An 18,101-nucleotide genomic window follows, 5' to 3' on the forward strand; every position below is an offset into this window, starting at 1 on the left:
CTCCTCATCCATCGCTGTTCCGCTCATATGGAAACAGCAATTTTACTTACTTCTTAAAGCCGCCGCGAGCCGCGAACTTGCGCGTCCGCGGCGGCTTACAAATTTTTAAAATGCAGTTGCATAAATTCCGTCTGCGTCATGAATGACACCACGCGGACATTTGGTTGCGCACATGCCGCACGCCACACATTTTTCCCGGTCGATGACTGCATGGAAATCAATCACATGGATGGCATCGGACGGACAATATTTTTCACAGATCTTGCAGCCAATGCAGCTGGATGTGCAGGCCTTTCCTGCGTCTGCGGCTTTCTGCTCGTTAGAGCACAGCGGCTGAATGGTTCCCTCCGGTGCTTCCAGACTGATCAGATGCTTCGGACATGCTTTTACGCAGAGTCCGCATCCGACACATTTATCCCTGTCAACCTCAGCGACCCCCTTCTCGTTGATGGTGAGCGCGTGCAGCTTGCAGGCAGCCACGCAGCTTCCGCCGCCCAGACAGCCGTAGCTGCAGCTGTGGATCCCGTCCGGATACTGTTCCAGGATCTGGTTACAGTCTTTCGGTAATGCGGCAAAATCGATCCCCTCGTTTTGTTTTGCCCCACCGGAGCAATGAACGACCGCAATGTTTTTCTTTCTTTTCATGTGAAACCCCTAACTCCTTTTATGACCGCGCGGCTGCTGCCATGCTGCACAGACAGCCGCGGGATATTAACCCCTTAGTGGATCAGATATTCGTAATCCTTTAATACGGTGCGGATCACAGCCACTGTATCAGCAGACAGATCAGTCTCACCGGCAATGTCAACAGTCTCAACCTTACCGTCCAGACGAACCTTGACCTGGGTGCCTTCTAACGGCAGGAAGCCCTCATTGGTGCTGTCAAGGAAGTCTTCCTCGCTCCAGTATAAGGTGAATTTATCTTTGTAAGGTCTGCCGCCCTTGTACGGACAGAATACTTCACAGTTGCCGCACTCGTTACACATGCCATCTACATGGATGATCTGTGCTTTGCACTTGCCCGGTACATGGATTGCCACATTTGCGCGGTTCGGGCAGACATCAGTACATACCTCACATACGGTCGGGCAGCCTAAGCAGCGGTCATCCGGAGTCTTCCCGGTATCTCTGCTCTGAACACCCTTCTTCGCGGTGTAGAGCTTCTCGTCTGCCGCAATGTTCTCTTCTGCGTACTTGTCATAGCTGATGCCTGCGATGGCTGCTGCAGCCTTAGCGGAATCTGCGATGGCCTCAACAACGGTAGCCGGTCCTCTTCTGGAATCTCCGACTGCGTATACGCCAGCCTCAGTAGTCATCATGTTTGCGTCTACAACCGGACGGCCCTTTGCGTCCATCTCTACGCCAAGCTCTGCGTACAGAGTGGTATCGATGGTCTCACCGATTGCCGCGATAATGGTGTCTGCCGGGTACTCTTCGGTTCTGCCGGTGTCAACCGGAGATCTTCTGCCGGAAGCGTCCGGAGCGCCAAGCTCCATAACGGAACATTTCAGTTTGCCGTTCTCTGCGCCAACCGGAGCAAGAAGCTCTAAGAACTCTACGCCATCCTCAATTGCCAGCTGTAACTCTTCCTCATCTGCCGGCATGTAACGTTTGGTTCTGCGGTAGATCAGGCGCACATGCTCAACACCCGGGAGACGTTTCGCAGCTCTTGCAACATCCATAGCAGTGTTGCCGCCGCCCAGAACAACAACATCTTTGCCGATGTTCATGGAAGCGCCGTTCTTCTTAGCCTCCATTAAGAACTCCAGAGCGTCGGTTACTTCGCCGTATGCTAACGGGGATCTGCCCGGCTTCCATGCGCCGATGGAAACGATGACATCGGTGTAGCCCTCTGCCTTTAATGCTTTCACAGAGGTAACCTCTGCGCCAAGCTTGAACTCTGCGCCGTAAGCCTTGCACAGCTCTACATCTTTGTCAATGGAGTCTGCAGTGATACGGAACTCCGGAATCACGTTGCGTACAACACCACCCAACTGCTCTTTACGCTCAAATACAGTTACTGCTACGCCCGCGCGGGACAGGAAGGTAGCTGCTGCCAGACCTGCAGGACCGCCGCCGATGATAGCAACCTTCTTGCCAGCTACGCTGCCCTCAGCCTTCAGAGCCGGAAGGATCTCGTTGTATGCCTGGCTTGCTGCTGCCAGCTTGGTCTCGCGGATGTGCAGGGTCTCCTCATAGTAGTTGCGCATGCACTTGTCGCCGCAGTGATGCGGGCAGATGGTGCCGGTGATGAACGGAAGTGGGTTGCGCTCTAAGATGATCTCGAGTGCTTTCTTCGCATCGCCGTCAACCATAGCCTGTAAGTAAGCCGGAATATCCTGCTCGATCGGGCAGCCGTTACGGCACGGTGCGTTGAAGCAGTCGAACAGCGGAAGCTTCTTATCTACATGGCGCTCCGGAAGCGGTTTTACAGGCTTTCTGTACATAGCCTTTGCCTCTACGCCGTCATCGATGGCTGCCAGTGCTGCTACGTTTACGCCGGAGAAGCGCTCGCTGCCGCACTCCATGAGTTCGTCCGCGATCTGGCTCATTCTCTGGTAGCCGCCCGGCTTTAAGATGTTGGTAGCCATGGTGATCGGCCAGATGCCTGCGTCGAACAGCTCTTTGATATTCTCGATGGTTGCGCCGCCAGAGTAGGAGATACGCAGCTTGCCCTGGAACTCATCGGTCAGAAGGCGTGCTACATGGATACTTAACGGGAACAGCGCGCGTCCTGCCATGTACATCTCGTTGCTCGGAAGCTCGTTTCTGGTTACGTCTACCGGGAAGGTGTTGGTGATCTTAACGCCGAACTCCAGACCCTTCTCCTGGCAGAGGTCATACAGTCTGTGTAGCATCGGAACTGCGTCAGCCCACTGAAGATCCTCTACAAAGTGATGATCATCGAATGCTATGTAATCGAATCCAAGGCCATCCAGACGTTTTCTTGCGTACTCATAACCAAGCAGAGTCGGGTTGCACTTGATGAAGGTGTTTAAGTGCTTCTCGGTGATCAGGTAGGTTGCGATACGCTCGATCTCTGCAGGCGGACAGCCGTGCAGGGTGGACTCGGTGATGGAGTTGGAAACGTTGGAGCTGATGTTGCGGATATACTCCTCATCTACGTTCTTGAACTCGTTCACATGCTCTAATGCCCAGTTGATGCACTCTTTGAAGACTTCGGTATCTTTTGCCTCGATCATGTCGTTGATGTACTTGTCAACCTTCGGGGACTTAATGCCTTCCAGATCATAACCAACGGACATGTTGAATACGAATGCGTCCGGATCGCCGAGGTTGTACTCTTTTGCGATCAGCTTACATGCCACCCATGCTTTTACGTACTCGGCAAATGCCTGCGGAACGTACAGCTCGGTAGACCACTCACAGTTGTAGCACTCATCGCCTGCAATGATACACGGACGGCTGATGCATGCCGCAAGGTCAGCACCATCCATCACCTGAACGGTCTTTAACTCGAAGAAACGGGAGCCAGCCACATAGGCTGCTACGATATTCTGTGCCAGCTGGCTGTTCGGGCCTGCTGCCGGACCAAACGGGGACTCGATCTTCTCTTCGTAGATCGGAAGTGCCTGGCCGTTCTCATGCTTTACAATCTTTTCAATGCCAAAGATGCTCTTTTTCTGCTCGTATTCGGACATAATCCAGTGCATCAGATGGCCGATTGACATTGGTCTCATAATTTCGCTCATGTTATCCTCCTGTCGGAAGCCATTTATTTAACCCTTGCTTCCCATTTATATAGTTTTTATATGGTTTTATTAGTATACTCTGTGATTTAACTTACCCCAGAGCTTCTTACTCTGCTCCATGGTCCATGCGTTGATCTTGTCCTCATCCAGATCAACGAACTCTCTGTCTTTGTAGAGAACCTTACCGTTGATGATGGTGGTGCGGCAGTTCTTGCCCTCCATACCGAAGATCATGTGGCCGTCAATATTCTCGTCAGAGAACGGAGTGAATGGCTTGTAATCCATGATGATGATATCAGCCGCAGCACCCTCTTTTAAGATGCCAAGAGTCTTGCCAAAGTACTTCTCGGCGATGATGCGGTTGTTCTCGAACTGCATCTTCACATCCTCACACCAGCCTACGTTCGGCAGCATTGCGTTGTGACGCTGAATGGTCAGGAATGCTTTCATGCTCTCTAACATATCGTGGGTGTAAGCGTCGGTACCCATACCAACGGTAATGCCCTTTGCCATCATCTGCAGTACCGGGGAGCAGCCTACTGCGTTGCCCTGATTGGACTGCGGGTTGTTGACCACCATGGTACCGGTCTCTTTGATGATGTCCATCTCAGCCGGGCTGATATGGATGCAATGGCCAAGCATGGTCTTCTCACCCAGAATGCCGTTGTACAAAAGACGGTTCACCGGACGGCAGCCGTAATTTCTTAAGCTGTCATAAACATCGTTCATGCCCTCAGCCACATGGATATGGAAACCGGTCATGCCATTGTTTGCCTCTACCATCTTCTCGAAGGTCTTGTCAGAGATGGTAAACAGCGCGTGGCCGCCGAACATAGCCTTGATCATGCTATCATCCGCATCTTTGGCCCACTTTGCGAAGTCTGCGTTCTCCTTGATGCTCTGCGCGGTCTTTTCTTCGCCGTCACGCTCGGAAACCTCATAGCAGAGACAGGAACGGATTCCTGCTTCTTTCACGACATCGCGGATCGCGAACAGGGAGCCCGGGATCTCACCGAAACTTGCATGATGATCGAAGATGGTGGTAACACCGTCACGGATGCAGTCTAAAACGGTAGCCCATGCGCAGGCTCTGGTTCCGTCCAGATCAAGCTGACGGTCAATGGCCCACCAGGTTCCTTCCAGAACTTCCAGGAAGTTTGTCGGATTGTTGCCCACGATGGAAAGACCTCTTGCCAGTCCGGAATAGATATGGGTATGCGCATTGATGAGACCCGGCATGATGACACCGCCGTGCGCGTCTACAAACTCCGCCTCCGGATATTTCTGCTTCATGGCATCTAAGGTGCCAACCTCTTTGATGTTCTCACCATCGGTTACCACTGCGCCGTTCTCCAGGTATGGATTCGCGCTGTCTCTTGTGATTACTTTACCATTTCCTATAAGCAGCATTAATATACCTCCTTGTGTAAATTAGTTTTTTTAATTTTTCCTTGCATTCTGTATCTGTAGTTGCTATGATAAATACGGCATCAAACAAATTGTATGATAAGCTGATTTGCTTTCAGAAAGGAGAAAACCATGGACAAAACAGCAATTGATTTTTATACACGCCTTGCCCGCGGTCTTGCAGCCCAGTTTGGCTCCAACTGCGAGATCGTCATTCACGATCTGGAGAGCAACGATGTAGAGCACTCCATTGTCGCCATTGAAAATGGCTACATCACCGGCAGAAAGCTCGGTGACGGACCATCCCATATTGTTCTGGAATCCCTGCAGAACGGTGCGAAGCACACGCATGACAAGCTTGCCTATTTAACAAAAACAAAGGACGGAAAGATTCTGAAGTCCAGTACCATCTACATCCGCAACAGCCAGGGCAAGATCATAGGGATTTTAAGCATCAACTATGATATCACCATTCTGCTGGCTGCGCAGACCCACATCCAGAGCTTCACTGCCACTGCAGCGGATGCCACGGAAGCCTCCAGTCCTGAGACCGTATCCCTGAACGTCAGCGATCTTCTGGATGAGCTCATTGAGCAGGCCTTCCAGCGTATCGGAAAACCGGCCGCCGTCATGACAAAGGATGACAAGATTGACTTCATACGGCTGTTGAATGACGCAGGAGCATTTCTCATTACCAAGTCCGGACAGCGTGTCTGTCAGGTCCTCTGCATTTCAAAATTTACGCTTTACAGTTACTTAAACGAGATCAAAGCCGAAGACGAGGAAACAAAAGCCGAACAGGATTAAAACTGTTCGGCTTTCTTTTTGCATTAAATCATCCGACTGTCCTTACTCTTCCGGCGGAAGGGTGAGGTTCAGGATGATCGCCATGATCGTTGCCACTACCACGGACGAACTTCCAAATACGGTATTGGTCCACGCCGGGATTCCAGGTCCCTGTAAGCATCCGGATACCTGGGTGATACCAACACCAAGTGCTACAGACATACCAACTACGGTTGTCTTTCTTGCTGTCATGCCATCCTTTGTGAACAGGCGTACACCGGTCATTGCGATCTGCGCGAATACGGAAAGAGTTGCGCCGCCGATGACACACTGAGGGATGGTTGTAAGTGCTGCGGACAGACCAGGAATCAGGCCTGCGATCAGAAGCACTGCTGCGGATACCGCGAAAATCACGCGGTTTACTACTTTGTTCATGGTTACGATACCTACGTTCTGGCTGTAGGAAGCCGTCGGAAGTGCTCCAAAGAACGCACCCACGATACTTGCAACACCCTGAACCAGGATACCGCCCTGAAGCTCATTGTCAGTCGGCACACGATCCATGCCGCCGACAGTGGTAGATGTTAAATCACCGATGGTCTGTACTGCGTTAACTGCGTAAACGATAGCCAGTGATGCGCATGCAGCCGGAGCAAATTCGATCTTGAAATGCATAAGCTGAGGGAACTCAATGATGGAAGTTGTGTTCATAACATTAGTGAAATCTACCATTCCCATGAAAAGGGATACTACATAACCAACGATAATACCGAAAAACAAAGAGCCCAGCTTTAACACACCTTTAGTAAAGTTGTTCAGGAACAGTACCACTGCAAAAGTCAGCAGAGCAATGAACCAGTTCTTTAAGCCGCCGAATTCCGGATGTCCGGAACCACCTGCCATATAACGGATCGCGGTCGGATACAGGGAAAGACCGATGGTAAAGATAACGGTACCGGTTACGATATCTGGGAACAGCTTACGGATCTGCTTTACGAAAATCGCAAATACGATAGCTACGATACCGCCGATGATCTGTGCGCCCATGATGGCACCGATACCGAATTCACCGCCGATCGCGGTCAGGGTCGGTACATATGCGAAGCTGGTACCCATGATAACCGGGAGTGCTGCGCCAATCTTGTGGAACAGCGGAAACAGCTGTAAAAACGTAGCCAGCGCAGTGAAGATCAGTGCCGCCTGGATCATCATGGTTTTCTCTGCGTCAGTCAGTCCGCAGACACCCGCAATGATCATGGATGGTGTAATGACACCGACGATAGCTGCCAGCACATGCTGCAGACTCAGCGGGACAAGCTGGGACATTTCCGGTCTCTTCCCATAGAAGTCAAACAGCACATTGCTGTTTCCTAATTCTTTTGTTTTCTCCTTCATGCTTCTTTGAGGTCCAGACAGCAATTCTTGCTGTTTTGTTCCAAAGCACGGAAAAACGCAACTGTTAATTTTTTCACAGTTACAAGCGAAATCCGCAAAATCTATTTCATTTGCCTGCGGCAATGGAATTCTTGCCTTACAGTTTATGTTTTTTACGGTCAGCGGCCATCCCGCGGACCCACCGGGCAGGAACGAATAAACAAGTATTTAGCATCTAAAATGACTTCCGGCCCCCACCAGAAATCTGTTCGTCTGGTCCTCCCCTCCTTACTATTTTTTATTTTTGCTAAATATAATTTTGCTAACTCAATCATAACATAAAATCAGGGAAATGCAAGTGTTTTGGATAGTTTTTTCTCATTTTCCTTATATTTTTTGTGCTCATTGTATACTATATTCCAAAAACCTGTATTTTCCCCAATACATGCCTAACTATTTGTTTGTTTTTTGCATCATTACATTCAGCATTTTTTCCGGGGGCCTCCCTGAACAGTCAGGGTTTAGGGAAAGCCGCAGATCTGCGCTTTCTTCACACTGTAGAAAATGTAACTGCAGCCATACGGAACAGTTACAGAGAAAAACAGGGTGAAGAGATTCGGATGCGTCCACGACCTCTTCGCCCTGTTTTCTTTCGTTATCTATTATACACAAAATTCTTTGAATTGTGTGATATTTTTAACTTTTTTAAAATTTTATACACAGCAATGAATTCTTTTTAGCCGACAGCCAGAACAATGCCGCCGTCTCCCGCATACACCGTGGCAACACCAGCCGTGCCTGTGATCACGATCTCGCGGTAATTCCCGCGCTTTTCCAGTTCTGCCTTCACCTGGAGTGCACGCTCCGGACAATTTACATGCGCGATGACCGCACGCTTTTCCTCCGGCTTTCCCGCACGCCTGGTGGCAAGCTCACACATACGGGCCAGTCCCTTGGTGATGCCTCTTGCCTGATCCAGCTTGATGATGACACCGTGATCTGCTCCCATAACCGGCTTAATATTCAGCGCCGTGGCAAAAAAGGCCTGCAGTCCGGTAAGGCGGCCATTCTTGCGGAGCGGCTCCAGCGTGTCGATCACAAAATAGGTCTGCTGCTCATCTCTCATTTTCAGGATACGCTCAGAAATTTCACTGAAAGTGAGCCCCTCCTCGTACATATCGCGGATGGCCAGAGCCTCGTTTAATTCTCCGGCTGAAGCAGACTCGGAATCAATCACCAGAATGTTCTTTTTCCCCTTGCCATGCTCTTCCTCGTACATTTTTTTCCCGAGCACTGCGCTGTTGTAGGTACCACTCAGATGGCTGGACAAGGTAATAATATAGATATCGTCCGCATCACACTCACAGGCCTTTTTAAATGCCTCCGGGGAAGGACAGGCAGTTTTCGGACAGTTCGGGCTCGCCTTCACCATGGCCAGAAACGCCTTCTGGTCAAACGTTTCATCATCCGTTATCATATGGTCATCCACCTGAAGAGTAAGAGGGATCATCTCAAACCTCGGATCCTTCTTTAATTCCTCTGTTAAGTCCAGGCAGCTGTCGCCAAAAATCTTATAGCTCATAATCTTCCTCCGACCCCGTGCTGTTGTCCGTATTCTCCGTTACCGCGCCCGTATGGTGCGCCTGCATCCGTGTTTCGCATCTACAGCACGTCCTCTATCTGACATAGTTTTAATTACCACTTATTATAGCATAGTTTACCGATATTGCAAGTAATGGTTCCTGCACAGAGGGACTGATTTTGTTTCTGGAAAATAATGTCATTGTTAATTTTGCATCAGTATGTTAAGATTTCATCAAGACCGCAGCTGTATCCAGCTTCCACGCAGTTGCAAATAGCACATAAGGAGGTTTTTTATGGAAGTTATCAAACTGATCGGTGTCCTGATCGTTATCGTCGGCTTTATCTTAAAGCTTGACACGCTCGCCGTTGTTGTTGTGGCCGGTCTTGCAACCGGACTTGTAGCCGGCATGAGCCCTATGAAGATTCTCGAAACCCTCGGCACCGCATTTATCACGAACCGTACCGCCACTCTTTTCATTCTCACATTGCCGGTCATCGGAATCTGTGAGCGGAACGGTCTGAAGGATAAGGCCGTAGACTTTATCACATCCTTAAAGAATGCGACCACCGGCCGCCTGATCGCCATCTGGCAGATCATCCGTACCCTTGCATCCGCCTTTTCCCTGCGTATCGGCGGACATCCGCAATTCATCCGCCCGCTGATCAATCCGATGGCCCAGGCTGCTGCCGTAGTTCAGTATGGCAAGCTGGACGAAAAGACGGAGGATGATATCAAAGGCATGTGTGCCGGAAGTGAAAACTACGGAAACTTCTTTGCGCAGAACTGCTTCATGGGTTCCTCCGGTACTTTGCTGATCGTCTCCACCCTGACCGAGCAGGGATATCCGGTAGATGCCCTGCAGATTGCCGGACAGTCCGTACCGATCGCCGTGTTCGCTGTTATTGTCGGTGTGATCTATGCCCTGATCTTTGACCAGATCTTAAAACGCCGGTTCTCAGACCGGAAGAAACAGGAGGAAATGTAATATGACCTGGACCGTAAGCACCATCGTCTCGGAGATCTTCTACTGCATCATCGGCCTTTTCTTTATTTCCAACGGCGTAAAGGCATTAAAAGATCCGGACTGCTCAAAAAAACATACTACCGCGCTGTTCTGGTTTATCCTGGCATTCACCTTCATTGTCGGAGCTCATCTTCCGCGCTGGATCACCGGCGCCTGTGTGGTCCTGATGGCAGCACTCACCGCGCTGCGTCTTGTCGCTCCGTCAAAAAGTGATGTACCGCAAGCCGCGGAAACCCGGAAAGCAGCCGACAAGACCGGCTACGCCGTATTCATTCCGCCGCTTACCCTGGCAGTTACCGCGGTGCTGGTCGCAACCTTCTTAAAGGTACTCGGCGCCAATAATGCCATCGGTATTTCCGGAACCATTGCCCTCCTTGTGGCACTGCTTCTGTTTAAGACCAAACCATCCTACGCGGTTACAGACGGAACCCGCCTCGTAGACAATGTCGGCGTGACCGGCATCCTGCCGCAGGTTTTAGCCGCTCTCGGTTCCCTCTTTACAGCTGCCGGTGTCGGTGATGTCATTGCCCACGGCGTCAGCGCCGTAATCCCGACCGGTAACCTGTTTGCGGCTACCGCCGTATACTGCGTTTCCATGGCACTGTTCACCATGATCATGGGCAACGGCTTTGCGGCATTCTCTGTTATCACAGTCGGAATCGGCATTCCGTTTTTGATCGCGCAGGGCGCAAACCCGGTTGTTATCGGCGCGCTTGGTCTGACCGCAGGCTACTGCGGTACCCTGATGACCCCGATGGCCGCAAACTTCAATATCGTGCCGGTGGCACTGCTCGAGACAAAGAGCAAATATGCTGTCATCAAATCCCAGATCCCGGTGGCCCTCACCATGCTGGTCATTCATATTTTACTCATGTATTTCCTGGCATTTTAATCATATGCTCTGACGCTTATTGCAACTGTCCAAATTTTTACATGAAAGTGAGGTTTTCCCATGAAACTTCTTTTAACCGCATTTGATCCCTTTGGCGGAGACAAAGTCAATCCGGCCCTGGAAGCCGTAAAGCTGGTCTCTGAAAAAGTCGGAAACGTAGAGGTGACAAAGGTCGAGGTTCCTACCGTATTCCACAAATCCATCGCTACCGTAGCTGCTGCCATCGCAAAAGAAAAACCGGACGCAGTGCTCTGCATCGGCCAGGCCGGCGGACGCTACGACATCACCCCGGAACGCGTAGCCATCAACTTAGATGATGCCCGCATTAAAGACAACGAGGGTAACCAGCCGATTGATGTGCCAATCTACGAAGACGGTGCTCCGGCCTATTTTTCTGATCTTCCGATCAAGGCTATGGTGCAGCACATCCGTGAGGCAGGCCTTCCGGCCAGCGTCTCCAACACCGCAGGCACCTTCGTCTGCAACCACTTAATGTACGGCGTTCTCTACACCCTGGCAAAGGAATACCCGGGCGTACGCGGCGGCTTCATGCACGTTCCGTTCATCCCGGAGCAGGTAGTCGAAAGACCGGCACCGGCACCGTCCATGAACCTAAAGGACATTGCCCGCGGTATCGAGGCCGCTATCGTTGCCATCGGAGAGTATGAAGATGATATCCGCACCGCCGAGGGACAGACCCACTAAAAGCAATTTAAGAATAGTCACAAAAAGTTCGAAGCAGGCCGGGGTGGTATCCCGCTTCTGCTTTCCTGCCTAATAAAAAACACAGCCAGAATGGTACTGATAAAAGCTGGAAATCATGGCTTTTATCCATACCGTTCTGGCTGATTTTATTTCTCTCTTAGCGGGGCCAATACAGTAGAAGCCGGTTATCCCGGCATTCCGCGGAGCATAAATATGGATATACGTGTCCGGCTATGCGGCGACTGACGTTTTCGGGAAGCGGACATCTTGTCCGACTATCCGCAAACATCTGTTAGCTGCATCGTCCGAACACAATACCCATATTTTGCGCAGCGGTATGCCGGGATTACCGGCTTCGGACCTGTAGTGCTGTACGCTCTTAAATTTTTAACGCAGCCGCTCCAGAAACATCAGCAGGAAGCTGACCAGCAGCATCGCACTGGATCCCCAGATTGTGGTGATTCCAAAGTGCAGGGACATGACACCTCCTACACCGGCTCCAATGGCAAAGAAGAAAATAATGCCAAAATAATAGAGAAACTGCCGCAGCTGCTCCGGCTTGTGCTCCTCAAAATACATGGTCAGCGCTGTGGTTCCGCTTCTTAAGTTGCCGATACACATGGTACTGGCGTAGGAATAGCCGCCCACCTTGCGGAAGGACTGCACCTGCATCGCGCAGGCAAAGGAAACCAGCACAGTAGCCAGCATATTCCGCTCCTCCGGCAGAAACCCTACCAGCGTCAGTATGATAATCTCCAGCAGAAGAATGCTCTGCCTCCAGTGCAGCTTCCTTGCGTCTTTAAAATGCAGATGAATCTCTTCTGAAATATAAACCCCCAGCACAAACGAAACCAGCGGTACCAGATACCTCAGTGCGCTTCTCATGTCACCGCTGATGATATGCTGGCTCATGAGCACCACATTTCCAGTCTGCGCATTGGAAAATACATGATCGCGCACATTATAGGTATAGGCATCCTGAAGTCCGCCGGACAATGCCAGAAACATATTATTCAGAAACGCCTCAGACATCTGTTTTTCTGTCAGCAGCTTCGCCGCACATTTTTTCAAATAATCTGTATTCATGATAACTTCTATCCATTTCCCATTTTATCATCATTTGTTTGCCAGCCGCTCCCCGGATCCCGGGTTGCCGGCTCTGGTTCATTGTACTTGACTTTCCGGCAAATGTCCACCCCTATTCCAAACAAAAAGCCTGTTATCCCACAACGATTATCTGCGAAATAACAGGCTCCTCCTTTCATTCCCGGATCAGGAGAACAGATTGCGCTTGATGCGGTTGATCAGTCCGCCGCAGTTCATGATATCATTAATGAAAGCCGGAAACGGTGTAATCTCATAAGTCTTGTTCCGGGTCACGTTCGTGAGGATTCCCTTGTCAAAATCAATGGCAAGCTCATCCAGTTCCTGGCAGTCGTCTACTGCTTCGGTACAGATTACGATTGGAAGACCGATATTGATCGCATTGCGGTAGAAGATACGGGAAAATCCTTTCGCCACCACGCAGGAAAATCCTGCTGCCTTGACGGATTTCGGTGCATGCTCTCTGGAGGATCCGCAGCCAAAGCCGACTCCGGCTACCAGAACATCTCCCGGATCCATGCGTTTGATCAGATCCGGATCATAATCCTCCATGCAGTGCTTTGCCATTTCGCTGTCTTCTACAATACTGGTATAGCGTGTCGGATACATCTGATCTGTATTAACATTATCTCCGACGCGTCTTGCTTTTCCCTGAATAAACATTATTCCATCACCTCCTGCGGATGTGTGATCCGTCCGGTAAGCGCACTGGCCGCCGCTACAGCCGGACTGGACAGATAGATTTCAGATTCCAGATGGCCCATACGTCCGGTAAAGTTCCGGTTCGTTGTTGCCAGGGCACGCTCTCCTGCTGCCAGGATACCCATGCTTCCGCCGATACACGGTCCGCAACACGGAGTCATGATGGCGCAGCCCGCGTTCATGAAATCCATCAGAAGGCCTTCCTCCATGGCCTCACGGTAAATCTTCGGAGTCGCAGGAATAACAATGACGCGCAGTCCCGGCGCAACCTTCTTTCCGCGCAGGATATCTGCTGCTTCCTTTAAATCAGACAGCCGGCCATTGGTACAGGAACCAATGACGATCTGATCCAGCTTCACCTCGCCGAACTCAGAGAAGCATCTGCCGTTATCCGGTTTGCCCGGGAAGGCCACGATCGGCTCTACCTCATCCAGATCCAGCACCAGAGTCTTCTCATACGCGTCAGCCGGAGCCTCCTCACATGCAATACCGCCCTCGGCACCCACTTCCTTTAAGTAAGCTCTGGTTACATCATCTACCGGGAATACTGCATTCTTTGCACCGGCCTCTACCGCCATGTTGCAGATGGTCATACGATCATCCATAGTCAGATCCGCAATGTCACCCACAAACTCCAGGGAAGCATAGTCCGCGCCATTTACGCTGATCTGGCGAAGCAGCCAGAGAATGATATCCTTTCCGGATACCCATTTTTTCTTTTTACCGCGGAGCTCCACGCGGATTCCGCGCGGAACCTGGAACCACAGCTCTCCGGTCAGCATGGCTGCAGCCATATCCGTGCTTCCGATACCGGTGGAAAATGCGCCGAATGCACCATAAGTACAGGTGTGGGAATCCGCACCCACGATCAGGTCACCGGTATGTACATAGCCTTTCTCCGGAAGCAGCACATGCTCGATTCCGCCGTTTCCTACATCATAAATATCAGAAATTCCCTGGGCCTTCGCAAACTCTCTGCAGGCCTTGCACTGGGTTGCTGTCTGAATATCCTTATTCGGGGTAAAATGATCCATTACAATTACTACTTTTTCCGGATTTTTCACTTTCGCGCCCTCGATTTTCGCGAACTCACGGATCGCTACCGGGGTGGTCAGGTCATTTCCGAGGATCAGATCCAGGGATACCTCGATCAGATCTCCCGCTTTTACAGACTCCAGGCCGCAGTGGCGGGCCAGGATCTGCTGTGTCATCGTCATACTCATCGGTTTCTCTCACTCCTTTTTATCTGTATATATTCTTTTTACTGGTCCATAACAGCTCCGTCGGTGGTCAGTCTAGTTACCACTTTCCGGCGCTCGAACGGGAATTTTTCCTCCACACCATCTAACAGCTCAATTCCAAGTCCCGGTGCGTCCGGCACGATCAGAAAGCCGTCTTTGCACTCCGGCATGCGGTCCACAATGTCGCAGACATGGAACTCGGATTTTCCGGTCTTCTCAAATACAAAGCGCGCATGAGCTGCCGGGCCGTTCGGATCCGGATATTCCTGAATGGTAAAGCATGGAACTGCCGCGTCTAACTGGATGCAGGCTGCGGTTGCTACCGGGCTTAACGGATTGTGCGGGATGATTCCCAGATGGTTGGCCTCCGCAATGGCTGCAATCTTCTTTGCTCCGGTGAAGCCGCCGCATACACAAATGCTCACGCGCAGGTAATCCAGTGCCTGACGTTTTACCAGCATCTGGTATTCCTGCGGTGTGTGAATCCGCTCACCGGTTGCTAACGGAATGCGGATTTTCTGAGCCACCCAGGCCATGGAATCAAAGTTATCCGGGATCAGCGGATCTTCATAGAACATCGGGAACAACGGCTCTAACTGGGAAGCCAGCGCAATAGCCTCTGCCGGGTTTAAGCGGCGGTGGTTCTCAATACACAAATCCACATCCAGGCCAACGGCCTCACGGATCCGGCTCAGGCGCTCCACGCCATTGCTCATTTTTCTCGCGTAAGTCTCAAAATAGCGGGTGGATCTCGGCTCATCCAGGAACGGGGATAAATGGCCGATGGCCGTAAAGCCTTTCTCCTTCTCTGCCAGACAGCTCTCCATCAGTTCCTCAAAGGAGCCGCCGGATACGTGGGAGTATACCCGGACTTTATCTCTTACCTTGCCGCCCAGCAGCTGGTATACCGGTACGCCGTAATACTTTCCGGCAATGTCGTACAGTGCGATATCGATGGCACTCAGTGCGCCCATGACAGCCGCTCCGCGGAAATGAAAGCAGCGGTACATGTACTGCCAGTGATGCTCAATCCGCAGCGGATCCTGTCCGATCAGATACTCCCGGAAGGATTTGATCACCTCGCCGGAGGACTCCAGAAAGCCCCAGTCACCGGATTCTCCGATTCCGGTGATGCCTTCGTCGGTGTACACTTTTACAAATAAGAATTTATTGACTGGAATTAATTTGATATCGGTAATCTTTATGCTTCTGCCTCCACTCTGTCTACTGCCTTCTTGATGATGGCCGGTGCTCGCAGGCATTTATCGGTAGTTACTGCGCACGGGGAGAAACGGAGTCCCTTCTTCTGCGGAACCACATATACATGCTCTTCTTCCAGATATGCGGCTACCTTTGCCGGATTCTTACACGGGATCGCAATGAAATATCCATGCTTATACGGGCAGCACTTTAAGCCAACACGCTGTGCTTCCCCGTAGAAGGTCTGACCGCGTTTGGTGATAAGTTCTGAGAATACCAGACGCTCTTTGTCCACCTCGGCCTTCACCTCCGGATTCAGGTTGATATCAACCAGTATTCTCTGAGCAATCCGGACTACGTTGGACCATACGGATCTGGAGGAATAGGACATGGCTGCCTTAAACAGGTCTGCCGCCTCCTTCGTTTCCGCCAGACATACGATGGCACCGCAGCGCATACCGCACATGGTATAGCTCTTGGACATGCTGAATACCACCAGAGTCATCATATTTCCCGGCATATCATGAATGCTGTCAAAAATAGATCTGGTCTCCTCGAAGGTTCCGTCAAAATCGATGTAGGACACATCCAGACAGAACGTCAGGCGGCGGTCCGGATACTCAGCTGCCAGTTTTTTCAGAACATCAACCACCTTGTCCATCTCTTCTTTTGTCATGGAATAACCAGTCGGGTTGTTAGCCGGAGTATTTAACAGAAGCAGAACCTGTTTCTGTTTTTCCAGAAGTTCTCTTAATCCATCTTCCATTCCTTCTACATTGAAGCCATCCTGATCATTGAACATCGGGAAATCTTTCAGGAAACGTCCGTGTTCCTCACAGATGTTGCGGTACGGTCCCCAGATCCAGTCGGTGGTCAGCATGCTGTCCCCGTTATCCAGGAAGTTCCAGATTGCATGGCGCAGCGCTCCGCATCCGCCCGGAGTCGGAACAGATTCCACATGAAAACGCTCACTCACATGGCCAAACAGAGAAATCTGAACTGCCTCATTGAAACCTGGTATACCGCCAATCGGCGCATAGCTGCACATCTCCTCCACCGGCATCGAACGAAGCATCTTCTCTACCGTCGGGAGCACCATCAGCTTTCCGTCATCATCCTGACACTCGCCCAGGGTGGAATTGATCACGGCATCTCCGCCCAGCTCCGCAATAGCTGCTTTGGCCTTCTGACTTGCCGCAAAAATTTTATCCGGTGCATATTCACGCATTGCATGATCTGCAAGTGTTACATATTTCATAAGATTTCTCCTTTCCGTTTTCCACAATACATTCTGTTCTTATTATAATAGGAATGGCTATACAGCGTAAAATATCCTTTTCCTATATCTCCATAACCTCTTTTTATGGCTTATCGCTTCAGTTCCTGTTTGATAAAGGAAATCAGCGTGCGCGCATCACTGTAAATCACCTTGCCCCGGCGGGTGATCAAACCGATCTCTGCCCGCATGGGATTTTCCAGGGGAATCGCGCAGATCTGATCATCCATGCGGACTGCGTCCCGGAGCAGAAATGCCCCGCAGCCATCCCGGATCACCAGATTTTTGATGGTATGCAGCTGACTGGTTTCCATCCAGATATCCGGCACCACACCGTTCTCTTTCATCCGCTGCCGCACCCGCTCGTTGATATAAAAGCCTTCCTTGAATACCACCAGCGGACAGCTGCAGGCTTCCTGAAAACTCACAGATTCCTTCTTCGCCAGTTCGTGATCTTTTGAGACGCAGAAACAGAACTCCGAATTGTACAGGTGGGTCCATTCCACATCCCAGGTCCGGGATGTATCCACGGAAAGAATGGCCAGATCCAGCTGGTCATCCAGAAGCTTTTTTACAATGTCAATGGCTCCGCTCTCCTCAATCTCCAGGCAGATATCCGGATATTCCTGCCGGAATTTGCCAAACAGAAGCGGCAGCAGAAAACTTCCGATCTGCAGCGGAACCCCAAGGCGGATATGATTTTTCTGCCCCACGAAATCATTTAGATCCCGATTCAGGGTGTCCATGCTTTTCAGGATTCCGTCAATGCGTTCCTGCACAAACCATCCTTCCTCCGTCAGCTGAATCTTGTTGTTTCGCCGCAGAAACAGGTTTACCCCCAGTTCTTTCTCCAGTTCATGAACCGCGGCTGTCACAGAAGGCTGGGAAATATGCAGTTCCTTTGCAGCCTTCGTAATGCTCCCGCACCGACAAACGCAGGAAAAATATTCCATCTGGCTGATCTTCATATATTCTCTCCTTCCGTTTTTATTCATGGTCTCCGCGCCTTTGCTCTATACAGGCACGACACGGAACGAAAAAACACCACAGACGGAACTGACACAGCATAAATGCTGTCCCCCGGTTCCATCT

The 18,101-nt window shown here is 50.9% G+C and carries 15 protein-coding genes; 4 read left to right on the top strand and 11 right to left on the bottom strand.

What is annotated here, in order from left to right; translation table 11 throughout:
- Window positions 1-105: 105 nt before the first annotated feature.
- The 3 genes from DWY84_RS01990 to ssnA form a co-directional block, all read right to left on the bottom strand.
- On the bottom strand, window positions 106-645 hold the full coding sequence (locus DWY84_RS01990) for a 4Fe-4S binding protein (RefSeq protein ID WP_118530390.1): 540 nt from the start codon (window positions 643-645) through the stop codon (window positions 106-108).
- A 74-nt stretch (window positions 646-719) separates the two neighbouring features.
- A complete protein-coding gene (gene ygfK / locus DWY84_RS01995) occupies window positions 720-3,713 on the bottom strand; it encodes a putative selenate reductase subunit YgfK (RefSeq protein ID WP_118530392.1) in 2,994 nt (997 codons plus the stop codon).
- Between the two features lie 69 nt (window positions 3,714-3,782).
- A complete protein-coding gene (ssnA, locus tag DWY84_RS02000) occupies window positions 3,783-5,123 on the bottom strand; it encodes a putative aminohydrolase SsnA (RefSeq protein WP_118530394.1) in 1,341 nt (446 codons plus the stop codon).
- 129 nt (window positions 5,124-5,252) lie between these two features.
- Between ssnA and DWY84_RS02005 the strand changes: the two genes are divergently transcribed.
- The gene (locus DWY84_RS02005) at window positions 5,253-5,927 is read left to right on the top strand and encodes a helix-turn-helix transcriptional regulator (RefSeq protein ID WP_118530396.1); all 675 of its coding nucleotides are present in this window, start codon (window positions 5,253-5,255) and stop codon (window positions 5,925-5,927) included.
- A 42-nt stretch (window positions 5,928-5,969) separates the two neighbouring features.
- Here DWY84_RS02005 and DWY84_RS02010 read toward each other — a convergent pair whose 3' ends face one another.
- Together DWY84_RS02010 and DWY84_RS02015 are read right to left on the bottom strand one after the other, a co-directional pair.
- The gene (locus DWY84_RS02010) at window positions 5,970-7,301 is read right to left on the bottom strand and encodes a solute carrier family 23 protein (RefSeq protein WP_118530398.1); all 1,332 of its coding nucleotides are present in this window, start codon (window positions 7,299-7,301) and stop codon (window positions 5,970-5,972) included.
- Between the two features lie 715 nt (window positions 7,302-8,016).
- Entirely contained in the window at window positions 8,017-8,862 is an 846-nt protein-coding gene (locus DWY84_RS02015) for a DegV family protein (protein ID WP_118530400.1), read from the bottom strand.
- A gap of 304 nt (window positions 8,863-9,166) precedes the next feature.
- Here DWY84_RS02015 and DWY84_RS02020 point away from each other — a divergent pair, with 304 nt between their 5' ends.
- The 3 genes from DWY84_RS02020 to pcp are packed head-to-tail and all read left to right on the top strand — an operon-like array spanning window position 9,167 to window position 11,486.
- Window positions 9,167-9,850: a DUF969 domain-containing protein gene (locus tag DWY84_RS02020; RefSeq protein ID WP_207665119.1), complete on the top strand. Its 684-nt coding sequence runs from the start codon at window positions 9,167-9,169 to the stop codon at window positions 9,848-9,850.
- 1 nt (window position 9,851) lies between these two features.
- Window positions 9,852-10,781, top strand: coding sequence for a DUF979 domain-containing protein (locus DWY84_RS02025; protein ID WP_118530403.1), 930 nt, complete (start codon window positions 9,852-9,854; stop codon window positions 10,779-10,781).
- Between the two features lie 60 nt (window positions 10,782-10,841).
- Window positions 10,842-11,486, top strand: a complete 645-nt coding sequence (pcp, locus tag DWY84_RS02030; protein WP_118530405.1) for a pyroglutamyl-peptidase I — start codon at window positions 10,842-10,844, stop codon at window positions 11,484-11,486.
- A 387-nt stretch (window positions 11,487-11,873) separates the two neighbouring features.
- Here the strand turns inward: pcp and DWY84_RS02035 are convergent, their stop codons facing one another.
- The 6 genes from DWY84_RS02035 to DWY84_RS02060 form a co-directional block, all read right to left on the bottom strand.
- A complete protein-coding gene (locus DWY84_RS02035; RefSeq protein WP_243024712.1) occupies window positions 11,874-12,572 on the bottom strand; it encodes a YoaK family protein in 699 nt (232 codons plus the stop codon).
- 186 nt (window positions 12,573-12,758) lie between these two features.
- Window positions 12,759-13,253, bottom strand: a complete 495-nt coding sequence (gene leuD / locus DWY84_RS02040; RefSeq protein WP_118530407.1) for a 3-isopropylmalate dehydratase small subunit — start codon at window positions 13,251-13,253, stop codon at window positions 12,759-12,761.
- On the bottom strand, window positions 13,253-14,515 hold the full coding sequence (gene leuC / locus DWY84_RS02045; RefSeq protein WP_118530409.1) for a 3-isopropylmalate dehydratase large subunit: 1,263 nt from the start codon (window positions 14,513-14,515) through the stop codon (window positions 13,253-13,255). Before leuC ends, leuD begins: the two co-directional genes overlap by 1 nt.
- Window positions 14,516-14,553: 38 nt before the next feature.
- Entirely contained in the window at window positions 14,554-15,795 is a 1,242-nt protein-coding gene (locus tag DWY84_RS02050; RefSeq protein WP_279220295.1) for a mandelate racemase/muconate lactonizing enzyme family protein, read from the bottom strand.
- Window positions 15,735-16,991, bottom strand: coding sequence for an aminotransferase class I/II-fold pyridoxal phosphate-dependent enzyme (locus DWY84_RS02055; protein ID WP_118530411.1), 1,257 nt, complete (start codon window positions 16,989-16,991; stop codon window positions 15,735-15,737). The genes DWY84_RS02050 and DWY84_RS02055 overlap by 61 nt, the downstream gene beginning before the upstream one ends.
- A gap of 110 nt (window positions 16,992-17,101) precedes the next feature.
- The gene (locus DWY84_RS02060; RefSeq protein WP_178716541.1) at window positions 17,102-17,977 is read right to left on the bottom strand and encodes a LysR family transcriptional regulator; all 876 of its coding nucleotides are present in this window, start codon (window positions 17,975-17,977) and stop codon (window positions 17,102-17,104) included.
- Window positions 17,978-18,101 lie beyond the last annotated feature (124 nt).

This window comes from Clostridium sp. AF27-2AA (assembly GCF_003478505.1).
Lineage (GTDB): Bacteria > Bacillota > Clostridia > Lachnospirales > Lachnospiraceae > Brotaphodocola.